Origin of the sequence: Brevundimonas sp., assembly GCF_013823285.1 — a bacterium.
Classification (GTDB): Bacteria; Pseudomonadota; Alphaproteobacteria; order Caulobacterales; family Caulobacteraceae; genus Brevundimonas.
Map to the genome: position 1 here is coordinate 1 of NZ_PNLV01000065.1, position 14,858 is coordinate 14,858.

Genomic DNA, 14,858 nt, shown 5'->3' on the forward strand with positions numbered 1-14,858 from the left:
GCTGACGTTCTACCTCTGAACTACGCCCGCCCGGGGCTCGTCCGCCTTATCCGACGAATGACCGGACAAGAAAAGGCCCGACGCGCGGAGCGCCGGGCCTTTCCCTGGGTGCATGGCGTCAGCGACGGGTGACGGTCACGCCGCGATCCTCAAGCATCGACTGGACGCTGTCGTCACCGGCCAAGTGGGCGGCGCCCACGGCGATGAAGGTGGTGCCCGACCCTTCCAGCAGGGTCTGGATCTGCCCGGCCCAGTCGGCGTTGCGACGGGTCAGGAGAACGTCGTAGAGCTCGCCCCACTCGTTTTTCATCTCGTCGACCACCAGGGCCTCGAAGCCCTCCACGTCGCCGGCGGCCCACAGCTCGACCATGGCGTCCAGCATCTCGTCGGCCTCTTCCCAGGTGGCCAGCGACTGGCGCAGGAACTGCAGCTGAATCTCCTGCGGCAGATCGTGGAAGAAGCGGAACTGCTGCTCGATGGTCTCGAAGCCTCGGACGGGGGTTCCGGCCTCGTCGGCGGAGGCCTTGAGCCGGGTGTCGACGCCCGAGGCCGGATCGTAGCCGGCGCGGATCATGGCTGCGACGGAGACCTGCAGACCGACAAGCCAGGGCTGCATCACCTCCAGGGCCTGGGGCGGCACGCCGATGGCGGCGGCGGCGGCCTGAAGCTGCGCGTTCTCCTCGTCGGTCAGCAGGCTGGAGATGGGCGCGCCGCCGATGTTCAGGCCGTACTGCTGGATCAGGGGCATGGCGGCGGCCTGATCGTCCACATTGGGCACTTCCAGCCACAGTTCGGCCGCTTCGGCCAGGGCGGCGTCCAGCTCGGGCGTGCGCCATTGGGTTTCCGGCTTCAGCAGGTGGACCGTGCCGAACAGATAGATGGTGGAGTCCTCATCGCTGACGACCCACATGGCCGGTCCAGGCTGGCGGACTTCCTGGGCCAGGGCGAAGTCGGGCGTTACCGCCACGGCGGCGAACAGGCCGACGCCCAGGGCGGTTCCGGCGGCGAGGCGCCCGGCCAGGCTTCCGGCGCGCTTGATGCGGTTGATGATGGTCATGGTCGGTTTCCTTCTTGAACAGTCAGATTGATGGATACTCAGGGTCGTGAAAAGGGTGTCAGCTGAGGCCCCGGCGCAGCCCCACCGTGGCGGAGCAGACCAGATACAGGCCCATGACGACGACCAGGATGTCCCAGGCCGTCAGGGTGGGGGCGACGCCCAGCCGCTCGGCCACGGCCCAGCCGAACACGGCGGCCTGGCCGATCCAGAAGGCCAGGGCGCCGGACTCCAGGATGACCCGCCGGATCATCTCATCGCCGCGCCGCCACAGGCTCAGGTTCATGGCCGTGTGCAGGGCGAACACCACCGCGATGGCGGCCAGGGTCAGCACAGGGGCGGGATTGCCCGCCAGCACCGCCGCCATGGGCGCCGCAAGCAGCAGGCCCGACAGAACCAGCACCGCACCCTGAAGGCGCATGTCGCGGACTTCCGCAGGAGCGGCCGGCCCATCGGCGGATGTGGCGGCGGCCAGGGCGCGGCCGTTGCGCGAGGCCGCGAGGACAGACAGGCCGCCCGCTGCCAGCATCAGGGCCACGATCATGGCCACGGCGTCGCTCCACCGCACGCCATCGGGCGACGGCAGACCGACATACTCGATCACCAGCCAGGCGGAGCCGTAGCCGAAAAGGCCGCCTGCGACGGCGAGGCCAGCCAGCTTGAGCAGTTTGAGGCGGGTGTCGGCGGGTTTCTGAAGAGCCGTCATGGCTTGCTCCTTTATTCGGAAAAGATGTCTTCGATGGCCAGGTCGAACGTCCTGGCGATCTTGAAGGCGAGGGGCAGGGACGGGTCGTAGCGGCCGGTCTCCAGCGCATTGACGGTCTGACGCGAGACGCCGAGGTGGTCGGCCAGGTCCGCCTGGCTCCAGCTCCGTTCGGCGCGCAGCACCTTGAGGCGGTTGTTCATGATCAGCGTCTCCTGGAGATCCACCAGGCCGCCCAGGCGACGCCGTAGCCCAGCAGCATGAGGAACAGCAGGCCGAACGCGCCGGTGAGCAGGGCGTCGGCATAGCTGGCCCCTGCGGGCAGCGGCGCGTCGGGCGCGTAGAGGCTGAGCATCACCAGGCCGATCAGGCCGAGGGTCATGCCGATGGAGCCTCCCCAGTACCAGGCCCACTTGTGAGCCTCCCGGGCCGCCTCGTCCGCACGGACCCACCACCACCAGGTTCCCAGAAGCAGCAGGGCGAAGCCGATCAGAAGCGCCGCGCCGACGAAGGCCGGGGAGGGCGATGCGCCATCCTGGAAGAAGAACGCCTGGCTGAAGCCAATGGCGAGGCCTGCGATCAGGGCCGCACCCATGAGCACCCAGAAGCGGGCGGCGCTGCTCAGTTTTCGTCGAGGGGCTTTCGAAGGCGTCATGGCAATGGTCCTTGTCAATGTGACAAGCTACCTTTACCTACCCACCCGCGATCCTGTCAAGCGTCATTGACAAAAAATCAAACGACCTTGTCCAAGCCGTCAGGCGTCGGGCCAGGGCCTGAAATGCTTGGATAATTTCAGCCCCTGACGTTGATAGTGCGAGCCGCCCTCGCCGTAGAGCCGTGACGGTCGTTCGGTCAGGGGCTCATAGACCAGCCGCGCCACCGTCTGGCCGTGCTCCAACAGGAAGGGCGTGTCATGGGTGCGCACCTCCAGCACCCCTCGCGATCCGGCCCCGTGCGCCTCGTCGGTGCCGAAGCCGGGATCGAAGAAGCCCGCGTAATGCACCCGGAACTCGCCCACCGAGGGGTCGATGGGCGTCATCTCGGCGGCCTGGTCGACAGGGATCTCCACCGCCTCCATCGAAGCGAGGATATAGAACTCGCCCGGATCCAGCAGCAGTTCGCCCGGACGGTCGTTCCACCTGCGCGCCTCAAGCGGCTCCCAGAAATCGCGCGGGTCGTGGCCGTCCTCCCGATCCAGGTCGATGATGCCGGCATGGCGACGGCCCCGGAAGCCGATGATCCCCTCGCTCAGCTCGACCCCCACGCTGCGGGTCTCCAGCCGCGGCGGCTCGCCAGCCTTCAGGCGCAGCTGGTTCAGCCGCGTGCCGGGACGCACCAGAACCGAGAAGGTCTGGGGCGCGATCTCCAGATACAGGGGCCCGTCATAGCCCTCGGCCACGTCGTCGAAGGCCAGGCCCCGGTCGGTCAGCAGCCGCACGAACACATCCACGCGGCCCGACGAACTCTTGGGATTGGCCCGCGCCAGCAGCCCCGCGGGCAGCTTCAAACGCTCCTGAAGCTCGGCGATGTAGACGCAGCCCTTCTCCAGTACAGCCCCGCCCTCCAGGTCGATCTGGTGCATGGCCACATCCTTGAGACGCTCCGCCACCCGCCGGTCGCCCGGCAGGAACGAGGCCCGCACCCGCCAGACGCGCGCGCCCAGCCGGAGATCAAGGCTGGCGGGCTGCACCTGGTCGGCGTCAAAGGGGGTGGCCGAGGTCACCGCACCGGCGGCGATCAGGGCCTCGATGGCCTGGCAGGGCAGGATTCCGGGGCGGGAGAAGTCGAAGGTCATGGCCGAACCTTACACAGATTCCGGAGGGACAAGAGGGAAAGGCGCACGGTCGTGGTTGCACCCTGTGCAGGTGTCCGTAAGGGTGGCGGCATGAAACGCAAGGGTTCCTACGAAGCCGAAACACGGGGCATCCGGGTCCGGGTCACGCCCATGTATCTGGACGGCGAATCCGATCCGGACGAGGGCCGCTGGATCTGGGCCTACCATATCGAGATCGAGAACCGGGGCGAGGCGGAGGTGCAGCTTCTGGCCCGGCACTGGATCATCACCGACGCCATGGGTCATGTGGAGGAGGTGCACGGATCGGGCGTGGTGGGCGAACAGCCGATGATCGGGCCCGGAGACACCTACGCCTATGCCTCGGGCTGTCCCCTGGCCACTTCCTCGGGCGCCATGCAGGGCGCCTACCGCATGGTGGACGAAACGGGCGTCAGTTTCGACGTGACGATCCCGCCGTTCTCTCTGGACGTGCCGGACGCGCGGCGCGTCCTGAACTAGCCAGACGGGTGAGGGGCCGCGCCAACCCGGAGAATCGCGGCCCCGCCCCAGGCCCGCCGGCGAAACCGGCGGGGCGGACGGCAGCCCCTTAAGGGGCGTTCGTGACAGCCCTGTGGCTGATCCGGGTCAGATGTAGCGGCGCAGGGAGCGGGCCAGTTCGGTGGCGCCGTCGCGCGAACCGCGCCGGATCTGCGGCTGGTAGGCCAGCTTGGCGTGCTCCACGCAGTAGGTGGCGCCTTCGTCGGAGCGGCGTCCGCAGAAGCTGAAGTCCGACGAGGTCGGGTCGCCGATGGGCCATTTGCACATGTGAGCGCCGAGGGTCAGCACCGTGGCGGTGCCCGGCATGTCCGGTATGCGGGGCGCGGGCGGGGTCGGCGGCACGGGCGCGGTGCGCGGCTGGGCCGCCTCGATGCGACGCGGGGCCGAGGGCTGCGCCGGGCGCGGACGGGGCGCGCGGAAAGTGGTGCGTGCGGGTTGCGAGGGTGCGGCGCGGCCCGACAGGCCAAGGCGGTGCACCTTGCCGATCACGGCGTTCCGGGTGACGCCGCCGCCCAACTGCTTGGCGATCTGACTCGCCGACTGGCCCTCCAGCCAGAGCTTCTTCAGCGCGCCAACGCGGTCTTCGGTCCAGCCCTGAGACATGCCACCCTCCAAGGTCGCTGATTCAATATCTTGTGCGAAGGGCGTCCTGCACGTCCCTCAACCACAACTGATCGTAAACTACTCCTTAAGGGACGCAACATCTGGCGCCTGTCGTATCCACAGAAACCACATCTTGAATCATTGTTCCGCGAATCTGGCGCCGATCGACGGGGGCCGCCTTGCGAACCCCGGCCTGAAAGCGCATCTGGCGGCCATGACCGAGTTGAGCCGCCTGCCCGCCACGCCCCCTGCCCCGCGCGCCTATCCGGGGATCAACTGGATCGGGGTGCAGACCCTGTATCTGCGGGAGGTGCGGCGCTTCATGAAGGTCGGCGCCCAGACCGTGGCGGCGCCGGTGGTCACGACCCTGCTCTACATGATGGTGTTCGTGGTGGCGCTGCAGGGCGGACGACCGCCGCTGCTGGGCATCGCCTTCGCCGAATTCGTGGCGCCGGGCCTGATCATGATGGCGATCCTGAACAACGCCTTCGCCAACGCCTCCTCCAGCCTGATCCAGGCCAAGATCATGGGCACGGCCACGGATTTCCTGACCCCGCCGTTGAGTCCCCTTGAACTCATGATCGGTTTCTCGCTGGGCGCGGCGACGCGGGGAGTGCTGGTGGGACTGGTGACCGCCGTCTGCGTGCTGCCGTTCGCGCGCCTGGGCGTCGCCAATCTGGCGGCCATCCTGTTCTTCGGCGTCATGGCCTCCATGCTGATGGGCATGCTGGGCGTGCTGGCGGGCCTGTGGTCCGAGAAGTTCGACCATCTGGCCGCTGTGCAAAATTTCGTGGTCATGCCCATGACCTTCCTGTCGGGCGCCTTCTATCTGGTAGAGCGCCTGCCCGAGCCGTTCGCCACCCTCAGCCACTTCAACCCGATGTTCTATCTGATCGACGGGTTCCGCTACGGCTTCATCGGCCATTCCGAGGGGAGCCTGATGGCGGGCGTCGTCGCCAGTCTGCTCATCACCGCCTCGCTGGCGGTCGTCTGCTATCTGGTGTTCCGCAGCGGGTGGCGGCTCAAGAGCTGATCGGCTAAGCGTGGCGGGAACAAGGATACCGCCATGCTTCGCACCCTGACCGCCGCCTGCGTCCTTCTGGTTTTCGCCACGCCCGCCATGGGCCAGGACGAGGCCGCCCTTCGGGAGGCGGTGGCCGCCTATCACCAGCCGTCCAATGCGGACCGGCTTGCGGTCCTGACGCGCCAGCTGGAGGCTGCGGGGCTGGACTATGAAATCCAGACCTTCGAAGGCGGAGGACGCGCGGGGCCCATGACCGGCTCCAACGTCATCGTGACCCTGGGCGAGGGCGAGCGGGACCTGCTGCTGACCGCGCACTACGACTCCGTCGTCCTGCCGTCCGGCGAACTGGCCGACGGACTGGTGGACAACGCCGCCTCAACCGTCGCCCTGATCGAGGCGGCCAGGGTTCTGCGCGGCCGCGACCTGAACCACCGCGTCCAGGTGATCTTCTTCGACCAGGAGGAGCTGGGCCTGATCGGCGCCCAACGCTGGATCGCGGCCAACGGAACGGCCCGCGTGGCGGCGGTGGTCAATTCCGACGTGGCGGCCTTCGGCGACACCCTCATGTACGGCGAGAACAACGGCGCGCGATCGGCCTTTGTCCTGACCGCGCTGCGTGAGGAATGCACGGAGCGGGCCCTGACCTGCGTCGGCTTTCCGGTCTATCCTCCCAGCGACGACCGCGCCTTCATCGCCGCCGGGGTCCCGGTGGTCTCCATCGGCTTCCAGAATCGCATCGGCGCCCATCAGATGTGGCTGGCCTTCAACGGCGGCGAGGCCAACGGCCTCGCCGAAGGCTTCGTGCCCGAGGTGTTCCAGCTGATCCATTCCGAAGGCGACGTGATCGAGGCGGTCGATCCCGCCACCGTCGCCCTGGCGGCGGGGGTCTATGTGGATCTGATCACGCGCCTGGACTCTTCGACCCGGTAGCCGTCAGGCCATCTTCGCCTTGGTCAGGGTCTTCCAGGCCCTGATGACCCGCTGCAGCTTGTCCTCGGCCGAACGGTCCCCGCCGTTGTGGTCGGGGTGGCAGCGCTTGAGCAGTTCGTAATACCGGGCCCGGATGGCCTCCCGCGCCACGCCGGGATCCAGATCCAGATCGGCCAGGGCCTGACGTTCCAGCCGACCGATGGGGGCGGTTTCAGGACCCTCGGCCGCGCGGCCCTGGTGATCCTGGCCGAACATGGCGAAGGGATCCGACCAGCGGCCGGCCCCGGTCTTGTTTCCCGTGCCGAATCTGGCGGCGAAGGCGGCGGCTTCGCGCGACATGCGCCCGGCCTTCATCTCCCAGGTGGGCCGCCCGCCGGTCATCTGCTCGTTCTCGTAGCGGGAGCGGATTTCGCCCTCGCTCATGCCGGCGTAGAAATTCCAGCTCTTGTTGTATTGGGCGGCGTGGGCCTGACAGAATTCATAGAACTCGTTCAACTGCTCGCGCGACCGGGGCGCACGAGCGGTGGCCACCTTCAGGCAGTCGGGATGCTGGCACTGCTTCTCGCCGGGCTTCAGGCGCAGCACGTCGGCCGCGGCCTCCTCCTCTTCGGGGCGCGGCGGCTTGATCCGCATATCCTTGAAGCGAGGCTTGTATTGAAACGAGGCTGACATCATCCGAAGTGTAGGTCCGAATTGGACGTCATCAAGGAAGCACGGCGGAAAACCGATGAAAGAAGGCCCTGTTGCGACGATTATTCGCGAAAAACTGACTTCGGCCCTGTCCCCGGCCCGCCTGGAGATCGAGGATGACAGCGCCCGGCATGCCGGCCACCACCACGAGGGGGGGGTCGACGCCCGCCCCGGCGGCGAGAGCCACCTCAACCTCGAGGTGATTTCCGGCGCCTTCGAGGGCAAGGGCCGCGTCGAGCGGCAGCGCATGGTCAACGCGCTTCTCGCCGAGGAGCTGGCCGGGCCGGTCCACGCCCTGTCGATCCGTGCACGAACACCTTCGGAGGACGCGGGGAAATAGAAAATTCTCCGTTCACCCCCTCTTAGCGCTTCCGGCTTAGCGTTCGCGCCGGACTGTTCAGATGGGGACTGAATATGGTGGGACCGGCCCAGGGCGCTGACAGCGCGACGACGAGGACGCCGCAGACGCCTGGGCGCTCTCGTGAAGCCGCCAGCGTGCTGCAGAGCATCCTGGAGACCGGCAATCTGCGGTACTGGATCATCGCCAGCTGGGCCTTGGCCCTGGCCACGGCGGTGGGACCCGTTTTGGCCCTGGCCTGGTTCGTCATCACCATGACCGCCGGCTGGATTCGTGGGCGCGTGGAGAAGAAGGTCGCCGCCACCGGCCGCCGGGACTACAGCGCCACCTTCACCACCGTCGCCTTCCTGACCACCTTCGCCTGGTCCCTGGCGCCGGGACTGGCATGGTTCCTGGGCGGGGCTCACGGGCCGGCCCTGGGCGTCGCGCTCCTGTGCGCCGGCTATGTGATGGTCTTCACCCAGATGCGCACAGCCCCGCGACAGGCCCTGGTGATCTCGGCGCCCTACAGCTTTCTCACCGCGGGCATCCTGGTCAGCCTCTGGGGCGATCCCGGCTTTCTGACGCTTCTGGCCGTGCTCCCGGTTCTGGGATCGGCCATCCTGGTTCTTGTCATCATCACCATGATGAAGGAGCGCAAGATCGAGGCGTTCCAGGAGCATCAGGCACACCTGATCGGCGAACTGGAGGCCGCCCGCGACAAGGCCAACGCCGCCAATGAGGCGAAATCCAACTTCCTGGGGGTCATCTCCCACGAACTGCGCACCCCCATGAACGGGGTCCTGGGCGCCGCCCAGCTGATGGGCGCCACCCGACTGGACCAGACCCAGAAGGAATATCTGTCGATCATCCGAAACTCGGGCGACAATCTCCTGTCCCTGCTCAACGACATCCTCGACATGACCAAGATCGAGGCGGGCAAGATGACCTTCGAGGTGGTCGACGTCTCGCTGCAGGATCTGCACGAACGGGTCACCGGTCCCTTCACGGCCCAGGCCCAGGCCAAGGGCCTGACCTTCGTCTCTGAATTCACCGGCGAGACTCCCGCCGTGGTCCGCGGCGACCCCTTGCGGGTCTGTCAGGTAATTCAGAACCTGTTGTCCAACGCGGTGAAGTTCACCGATACGGGCGAGGTCCGCTACACCGTGCACAGCCAGCGGGTGGCCCACGACCGCGTCCGTTTCCGCTTTGCCGTCAAGGACAGCGGCCCGGGCATTTCCGAGGAGGATCTGGGCCGGCTGTTCCAGCCTTTCACCCAGCTGGACGGCTCGTCCACGCGCCGCTTCGGCGGCACGGGGCTGGGCCTGACCATCTGCCGGCGTCTGGCCAACATCATGGGGGGCGACATCGAGGTGGCCTCCGAGGTCGGCGAGGGCTCCACCTTCGCCTTCGTGGTGGAGGCCGAAGTGGCCCAGTGGTCCAGGTCCGAAGCGGTCGAGGCCATCGGCGCTGAAGTGGAGGACGGCCAGTCGCTGAAGGTTCTGGTGGTCGAGGATCATCCGGTCAACCGCATGATCCTGGAGGCCTGGATGGCCTCGTCCGGACACGTCACCGCCACGGCCGAGCACGGCCAGATGGCGCTGGACGTGGCATCGGCGGACCATTTCGACCTGATCGTGATGGATGTGAACATGCCGGTCATGGACGGCCTGACCGCCACCCGGGCCCTGCGTGAGAACACGGGTCCGAACCAGCACACGCCTGTGGTGGTGCTGTCCGCCTCGGCGCGGACCGAGGATCACGAAGCGGGAATGGCGGCAGGCGCCGACGCCTATCTGAACAAACCCATTGATTTCAAAGCACTGGCCGGCGTCATGGCCAAGGCGCGGGACGGCCGCGACGCCGTGCGGGAAATCCAGAGCTTCGTCCAGGGCGAGGCCGCCGCCGCCTGATTGCGGGAATCTGGCCCGGGCGGGTTCAAAAACAGCCCCATCGCGTTAAACGGGGCTCATGACCGACCTCCCCACGACCGTGGCCGCCGTCGCGGCCTCCTCTGACCAGGCCCTGGCGCTGGACGCCGCCCTGCTGGCTCGCGCCACCCATATGGCGGGTGATCTGGCGGTGAACCTCGCCATCGCGGCGCTGATCGTGGTCGTCACCTGGTTCGGCTCCAAATGGGCCGCCGGCGCCGCGCGCCGGGCCCTGGGCAGGGTCCGGGGCCTGAGGGAAGACAAGACCGTCGAGGGCTTCATCGTCCAGGTGGTGCGCGTGGTCGTCATCTCCGTGGGCCTGATCGCGGTGCTGCAACGCCTGGGCGTCCAGACCACCTCCATCATCGCCGTGCTGGGCGCCGCATCCCTGGCTGTCGGCCTGGCCATGCAGGGCACCCTGTCCAATGTGGCGGCGGGCGTGCTGCTTCTGATTCTGCGGCCCTACCGGGTCGGCGAGGTGGTGGACATCGGCGGCATGGCCGGCGTGGTGCAGAAGCTGGACCTGTTCACCACCCAGATGACCAACGCCAACAACGTCAAGATCGTGGTCCCCAACAGTCAGGTGCTGGGCGGGGTGATCCAGAACATCTCCGGCCAGATCACGCGCCGCATCGAGATCGATTTCACCGTGTCCTACAGCGCGGACCTGAACGAGGCGCGCGAGGTGATCCGCTCCACCGCCGCCGCGCACGGCAAGGTGCTGGGCGATCCTGCCGTGTGGACAGGTGTCACCGGCCTGCTCGACAGCGCGGTCCAGATCACCCTGCACGCCCATGTGCGGTCGGGCGACTGGTGGCAGACCCGGGCGGACCTCTTCCAGACGGTCAAGGAAGCGCTGGACCAGGCCGGGATCGAGATTCCGTTCCCGCAGGCGGTCGAGTATTTCGGCGGCAATGTGGGCAAGGCCGCCGAGCCGCCGCCGCACAAGACATCTCGCGGCAAGGAGGCCTGAGCCGTGCGTTATGATTTTGGCTCGGACAACACCGCCGGCATGGCGCCCCAGGCCATGGCCGCGCTTCAGGACGCCAATCCGGGCTTCGCGCGCGCCTACGGGACGGACGACGTCACGGCGCGGGCGGCGGACCTGATCCGTCAGCGTCTGGACGCCGACGCCGAGGTGCGGTTCGTCTTTTCCGGCACCGCGGCAAACGCCATCGCCCTGTCCATGCTGACTTTCCCCTTCGAGGCGGTGCTGGCCCATCATGCCGCCCATGTGTGCACCGACGAGACCGGCGCGCCCGGCTTCTTCGGCCAGGGGGTGGGTCTGATCGGCCTGCCGGGTTTCTCCGGCAAGATCGATCTCAAGGCCATGACCGCCATCCTGGACGAACCGGAGGTGGGCCATCGTCAGCCGCCGGCCGCCCTGTCCCTGACCCAGGCCACGGAGTACGGCGCGGTCTATACGGTCGATGAGTTGCGCCATCTGATCGAGCCGGTGAAGGCCAGGGGGTACGGCGTGCACATGGACGGCGCCCGCCTGGCCAATGCGGCGGCGGGCGGGTTCGACCTGACCCGGATCGCCCGGCTGGGGGTCGACGTTCTGGTGTTCGGCGGAGCCAAGGCGGGCGCGCCGTGCAGCGAGGCCATCGTTTTGTTCGACAAGAGCCTGGCGCGGCGCCTCGACAACCGGTTGAAACAGGCCGGACAGATGGCGTCAAAGGGCCGGTTCCAGGCCGCCCCGTTCCTGGGCCTGCTGGAAAGCGGGGCCTGGGAAGCGGGCGCCGCCCACGCGAATATGATGGCCGGGCGGCTGGCCGAGGGGATCGTGGCCGGCAGCCGCTTCGTCCTGGCCCATCCGGTGGAGGCCAATGCGGTGTTCGTGCGCATGCCCGCCACCGCGCACCGCCGTCTCAACGAGGCGGGTTGGGCCTGCTATCGCTTCGACGACGGTTCGGTGCGTTTCGTCTGCTCGTGGGCCACGACCGAGGCTGCGGTGGACGAGCTGATCGCCGCGGTCCGGGCGATCGGCTGAAGCCGTCGCCCCCTCCCGGGACGGGAGAGGGCGACCCGGGCGTCAGTCTTTCCAGACCCCGTAGGGGTCCACGTAGTCCATGCCCAGGGCTTCGGCCACGGCGGGATAGGTGATCTTGCCGCCCAGCACGTTCAGGCCGCGCGCCAGGTGGGGATCCTTCTTCAGGGCGTCCAGGCCGTGATCGGCCAAGGCCAGGCCGAAAGGCAGGGTGGCGTTGTTCAGGGCTTCCGACGAGGTGCGCGGCGCCGCGCCCGGCATGTTGGCGACACAGTAGTGCACCACCCCGTCCACCTCATAGGTGGGATCCTCGTGGGTGGTCGGCCGGCTGGTCTCGAAACAGCCGCCCTGGTCAATGGCCACGTCCACCAGCACAGAACCAGGCTTCATGCGCGACAGGTGCTCGCGCTTGATCAGCTTGGGCGCCGAGGCGCCGGGCACCAGCACGGCGCCTATGACCACGTCGGCCTTGAGGATCTCCTCCTCGATGGCGTTGATGGAGGAGAAGCGGGTGATGACGCGGCCAGAGGTGGCCTCGTCGATCTCGCGCATGCGGGGGATGGAGCGCTCCATCACCACCACCTCGGCGTTCAGACCCAGGGCCATGCGGGCCGAGTTCATGCCGACCACGCCGCCGCCCAGCACCACCACGCGGGCCGGCGCCACGCCGGGGACCCCGCACAGCAGCAGACCCATGCCGCCGTTGTGCTTCAGCAGGGTCTCGGCCGCCGAGAACACGGCGATGCGGCCGGCCACCTCGGACATGGGCGCCAGCAGCGGCAGGCCGCCCTTGGAGTCGGTGACCGTCTCATAGGCGATGGCGGCGCAGCCGGACTCAAGCAGTCCCTTCGTCTGATCAGGATCAGGCGCCAGGTGCAGATAGGTGAACAGGATCTGGTCCGGCTTCAGGCGCGGCCACTCTGTCTTCTGGGGCTCCTTCACCTTCACGATCATCTGGGCCTGATCAAAGACGGCGGCGGCGTCGGGGACGATCTTCGCGCCGCACGCCTCATAGGCGTCGTCGGCGAAACCGGCGCCCAGACCGGCGCCCTTCTCGATCAGAACCTCGTGGCCCCGGGCGGCGTATTCCCGCACGGCGGCGGGGGTCAGACCGATGCGGTGTTCGTTGGGCTTGATTTCCTTGGGCACGCCGACGCGCATGATGAACTCTCCCTGAGCTGGTCCCGGTGTACGGGTCGGGCGCAATCTACGCCCGGGGGTCGGGCAGGTTCCTGCTTCTTTTCATTGCCTGATCCGCGTAAACATGCAGGATATTGCGTCAGGAGCCGCCATGAAGACCGTTTCCGCCGTTGAACTGGACGTCACCGACCGGAAGATGCTGCGTACCCTGCAGGAAGACGGTCGCATCAGCAATGTGGACCTGGCCCGGGCGGTGAACCTGTCGGAGTCCGCCTGCCTGCGCCGTCTGCGGGCCATGGAGGCCGCAGGGGTCATCAGCCGCTACACCGCCATTATCAACGAGCGCGCCGTGGGCCTGCCCATCAGCGTGTTCGTCACCGTGACCCTGTCATCCCAGTCCGAAAGCGCCCTGACCGCCTTCGAGACCGCCATCGCCACCGTGCCCGAGGTGGTGGAGTGCCATCTGATGACCGGCGGTTCGGACTATCTGCTGCGTCTGGTGGTCAGGGATGTGGACGACCTTGAGCGGATCCATTCCAAGGAATTGACCCGTATTCCCGGCGTGACGCGGGTGTCCTCGTCGGTGTCCATGCGCACGGTGGTCAAGCGCGGGGCCTTGCCGGTTTGACCTATCTCAGGTTCAGCGTCACCGCCTTGATGTCCAGATACTCCTCGATGCCGTGCACCGATCCCTCCCGGCCGTAGCCGGACTGCTTGACCCCGCCGAAGGGCGCCACCGGCGTGGAGACCATGGCGGCGTTGACGCCGACGATGCCGTTCTCCAGCCCTCGCGCCACGCGCATGGCGCGGTCCAGATCGCGGGTGAAGACGAAGGACGCCAGGCCGTAAGGCGTGGCGTTGGCCTTGTGCAGCACTTCCGCCTCATCATCGAAGGCGAAGACCGGGACCAAGGGCCCGAAGGTCTCTTCCTCGCGGAACAGGGCGTCGTCGCCGCCCAGGGTCACCGTCGGCTGGAAGAAGCGGCCGCCCAGTTCGTGACGTGATCCGCCGGTCAGCACCTTGCCGCCCGCCGCCTGAACCTTCGTCAGGTGGTCCTCGACCTTGTCCAGGGCCTTGTCCTCGATCAGCGGGCCGACCTTCACGTCTGCCTCGAAGGCGTTTCCGACCTTGAGCTTCGCCACCTCGGCGGCCAGCCGCTCCGCATAGGCCCCGGCGATGGAGGCGTGCACATAGACCCGGTTGGGGCAGACGCAGGTCTGGCCGGAGTTGCGGAACTTGCCCTTGATGGTCTCGGCCACGGCCAGGTCCAGATCGGCGTCCTCGAACACGATCAGGGGCGCTGCGCCGCCCAACTCCATGGACACCCGCTTCAGCGTCGGGGCGCACTGCTCGGCCAGCTTGCGGCCCACCGGGGTCGACCCCGTGAAGGACAGCTTGCGGATCAGCGGCGAGGCCGTCAGCACGCCGCCGATGGCGGCCGCGTCGCCGGTGACGATGCTGAGCGCGCCCTTGGGCAGGCCGGCTTCATAAGCCAGCTCGACCAGGGCGATGGCGGTGAAGGGGGTCTGGCTGGCGGGCTTGACCACCGCCGTGCAGCCCGCCGCGAAGGCCGGCCCCAGCTTCCGGGTCAGCATGGCGGCGGGGAAGTTCCAGGGCGTGATCAGGGCGCAGGGACCCACCGCCTCCTTGAAGGTCACGATCAGATGCCCCAGCGGCGTGTCCTGGGTCTCGCCCAGGATGCGCTCGGCTTCGCCAGCCGACCATTTGATGAAGCCGTTGGCATAGGCGATCTCGCCCCTGGCCTCGGTCAGGGTCTTGCCGTTCTCCAGCGCCATCAGGCCCGCAATGCCCTCGGCGTTATCATCGATCAGGGCGGCCCAGCGGCGCAGGAAGGCGGCGCGCGCGTGGGGGTCCGATCGGGACCAGTCTGCGAAGGCGTCGTGCGCGGCCTTGACGGCGCGTTCGGTCTCGGCCGCGCCGAGGTCCGGCACATGGCCGATGATCTCGCCGGTGGCCGGATCGTCCACGGCGATGCCTTCACCCTTCACCGGGATCGCCTCGCCCGCGATCAGGGCGTGTTCGCGGATCAACGCGCGGCCGGCGGCCTTGGGGTCGGACATGGTGAAGCTCCTGACGACGGGGAGGGGGTCACAGACGAACGCA

17 protein-coding genes are annotated in these 14,858 nt (G+C 67.7%); 8 read left to right on the forward strand and 9 right to left on the reverse strand.

Annotation, left to right across the window (positions count from 1 at the left end; translation table 11 throughout):
* Positions 1-118: 118 nt before the first annotated feature.
* The 5 genes from C0461_RS09985 to C0461_RS10005 form a co-directional block, all read right to left on the reverse strand.
* On the reverse strand, positions 119-1,057 hold the full coding sequence (locus C0461_RS09985; protein ID WP_292106367.1) for a TraB/GumN family protein: 939 nt from the start codon (positions 1,055-1,057) through the stop codon (positions 119-121).
* Positions 1,058-1,115: 58 nt separating this feature from the next.
* Complete coding sequence (locus tag C0461_RS09990) at positions 1,116-1,760, reverse strand: hypothetical protein (protein ID WP_292106370.1); 645 nt, start codon at positions 1,758-1,760, stop codon at positions 1,116-1,118.
* Positions 1,761-1,771: 11 nt separating this feature from the next.
* Positions 1,772-1,960 carry a helix-turn-helix transcriptional regulator gene (locus C0461_RS09995; RefSeq protein ID WP_292106373.1) on the reverse strand — a complete coding sequence of 63 codons (189 nt, stop codon included), beginning with the start codon at positions 1,958-1,960 and terminating at the stop codon, positions 1,772-1,774.
* Positions 1,961-1,962: 2 nt separating this feature from the next.
* The gene (locus C0461_RS10000) at positions 1,963-2,412 is read right to left on the reverse strand and encodes a hypothetical protein (protein ID WP_292106375.1); all 450 of its coding nucleotides are present in this window, start codon (positions 2,410-2,412) and stop codon (positions 1,963-1,965) included.
* Between the two features lie 99 nt (positions 2,413-2,511).
* A complete protein-coding gene (locus C0461_RS10005) occupies positions 2,512-3,552 on the reverse strand; it encodes a 2'-deoxycytidine 5'-triphosphate deaminase (protein WP_292106378.1) in 1,041 nt (346 codons plus the stop codon).
* Positions 3,553-3,642: 90 nt separating this feature from the next.
* On the opposite strand from C0461_RS10005, the gene apaG reads away from it, so the two are divergent.
* Positions 3,643-4,050, forward strand: a complete 408-nt coding sequence (gene apaG / locus C0461_RS10010) for a Co2+/Mg2+ efflux protein ApaG (RefSeq protein ID WP_292106380.1) — start codon at positions 3,643-3,645, stop codon at positions 4,048-4,050.
* 126 nt (positions 4,051-4,176) lie between these two features.
* Here the strand turns inward: apaG and C0461_RS10015 are convergent, their stop codons facing one another.
* Complete coding sequence (locus C0461_RS10015) at positions 4,177-4,692, reverse strand: GcrA family cell cycle regulator (RefSeq protein WP_196838349.1); 516 nt, start codon at positions 4,690-4,692, stop codon at positions 4,177-4,179.
* A gap of 214 nt (positions 4,693-4,906) precedes the next feature.
* Here C0461_RS10015 and C0461_RS10020 point away from each other — a divergent pair, with 214 nt between their 5' ends.
* Together C0461_RS10020 and C0461_RS10025 are read left to right on the forward strand one after the other, a co-directional pair.
* Positions 4,907-5,725 carry an ABC transporter permease gene (locus tag C0461_RS10020; protein WP_292106402.1) on the forward strand — a complete coding sequence of 273 codons (819 nt, stop codon included), beginning with the start codon at positions 4,907-4,909 and terminating at the stop codon, positions 5,723-5,725.
* A 33-nt stretch (positions 5,726-5,758) separates the two neighbouring features.
* A complete protein-coding gene (locus C0461_RS10025; protein WP_292106382.1) occupies positions 5,759-6,646 on the forward strand; it encodes a M28 family peptidase in 888 nt (295 codons plus the stop codon).
* A 3-nt stretch (positions 6,647-6,649) separates the two neighbouring features.
* Here the strand turns inward: C0461_RS10025 and C0461_RS10030 are convergent, their stop codons facing one another.
* Positions 6,650-7,318: a J domain-containing protein gene (locus C0461_RS10030; RefSeq protein ID WP_292106404.1), complete on the reverse strand. Its 669-nt coding sequence runs from the start codon at positions 7,316-7,318 to the stop codon at positions 6,650-6,652.
* Between the two features lie 55 nt (positions 7,319-7,373).
* Between C0461_RS10030 and C0461_RS10035 the strand changes: the two genes are divergently transcribed.
* The 4 genes from C0461_RS10035 to C0461_RS10050 all read left to right on the forward strand — a co-directional run bounded on the left by C0461_RS10035 (position 7,374) and on the right by C0461_RS10050 (position 11,597).
* A complete protein-coding gene (locus tag C0461_RS10035) occupies positions 7,374-7,676 on the forward strand; it encodes a BolA family protein (RefSeq protein ID WP_292106384.1) in 303 nt (100 codons plus the stop codon).
* Positions 7,677-7,831: 155 nt separating this feature from the next.
* On the forward strand, positions 7,832-9,586 hold the full coding sequence (locus C0461_RS10040; protein WP_292106387.1) for an ATP-binding protein: 1,755 nt from the start codon (positions 7,832-7,834) through the stop codon (positions 9,584-9,586).
* Positions 9,587-9,644: 58 nt separating this feature from the next.
* Positions 9,645-10,577, forward strand: coding sequence for a mechanosensitive ion channel family protein (locus C0461_RS10045; protein ID WP_292106389.1), 933 nt, complete (start codon positions 9,645-9,647; stop codon positions 10,575-10,577).
* Between the two features lie 3 nt (positions 10,578-10,580).
* Positions 10,581-11,597 carry a beta-eliminating lyase-related protein gene (locus C0461_RS10050; RefSeq protein ID WP_292106392.1) on the forward strand — a complete coding sequence of 339 codons (1,017 nt, stop codon included), beginning with the start codon at positions 10,581-10,583 and terminating at the stop codon, positions 11,595-11,597.
* Between the two features lie 42 nt (positions 11,598-11,639).
* On the opposite strand, the gene ald is transcribed toward C0461_RS10050, so the two are convergent.
* On the reverse strand, positions 11,640-12,755 hold the full coding sequence (ald, locus tag C0461_RS10055) for an alanine dehydrogenase (RefSeq protein WP_292106395.1): 1,116 nt from the start codon (positions 12,753-12,755) through the stop codon (positions 11,640-11,642).
* Positions 12,756-12,885: 130 nt separating this feature from the next.
* Between ald and C0461_RS10060 the strand changes: the two genes are divergently transcribed.
* The gene (locus C0461_RS10060) at positions 12,886-13,362 is read left to right on the forward strand and encodes an Lrp/AsnC family transcriptional regulator (RefSeq protein WP_292106398.1); all 477 of its coding nucleotides are present in this window, start codon (positions 12,886-12,888) and stop codon (positions 13,360-13,362) included.
* A 1-nt stretch (position 13,363) separates the two neighbouring features.
* Here C0461_RS10060 and C0461_RS10065 read toward each other — a convergent pair whose 3' ends face one another.
* Positions 13,364-14,815 carry an NAD-dependent succinate-semialdehyde dehydrogenase gene (locus tag C0461_RS10065; RefSeq protein ID WP_292106400.1) on the reverse strand — a complete coding sequence of 484 codons (1,452 nt, stop codon included), beginning with the start codon at positions 14,813-14,815 and terminating at the stop codon, positions 13,364-13,366.
* Positions 14,816-14,858 lie beyond the last annotated feature (43 nt).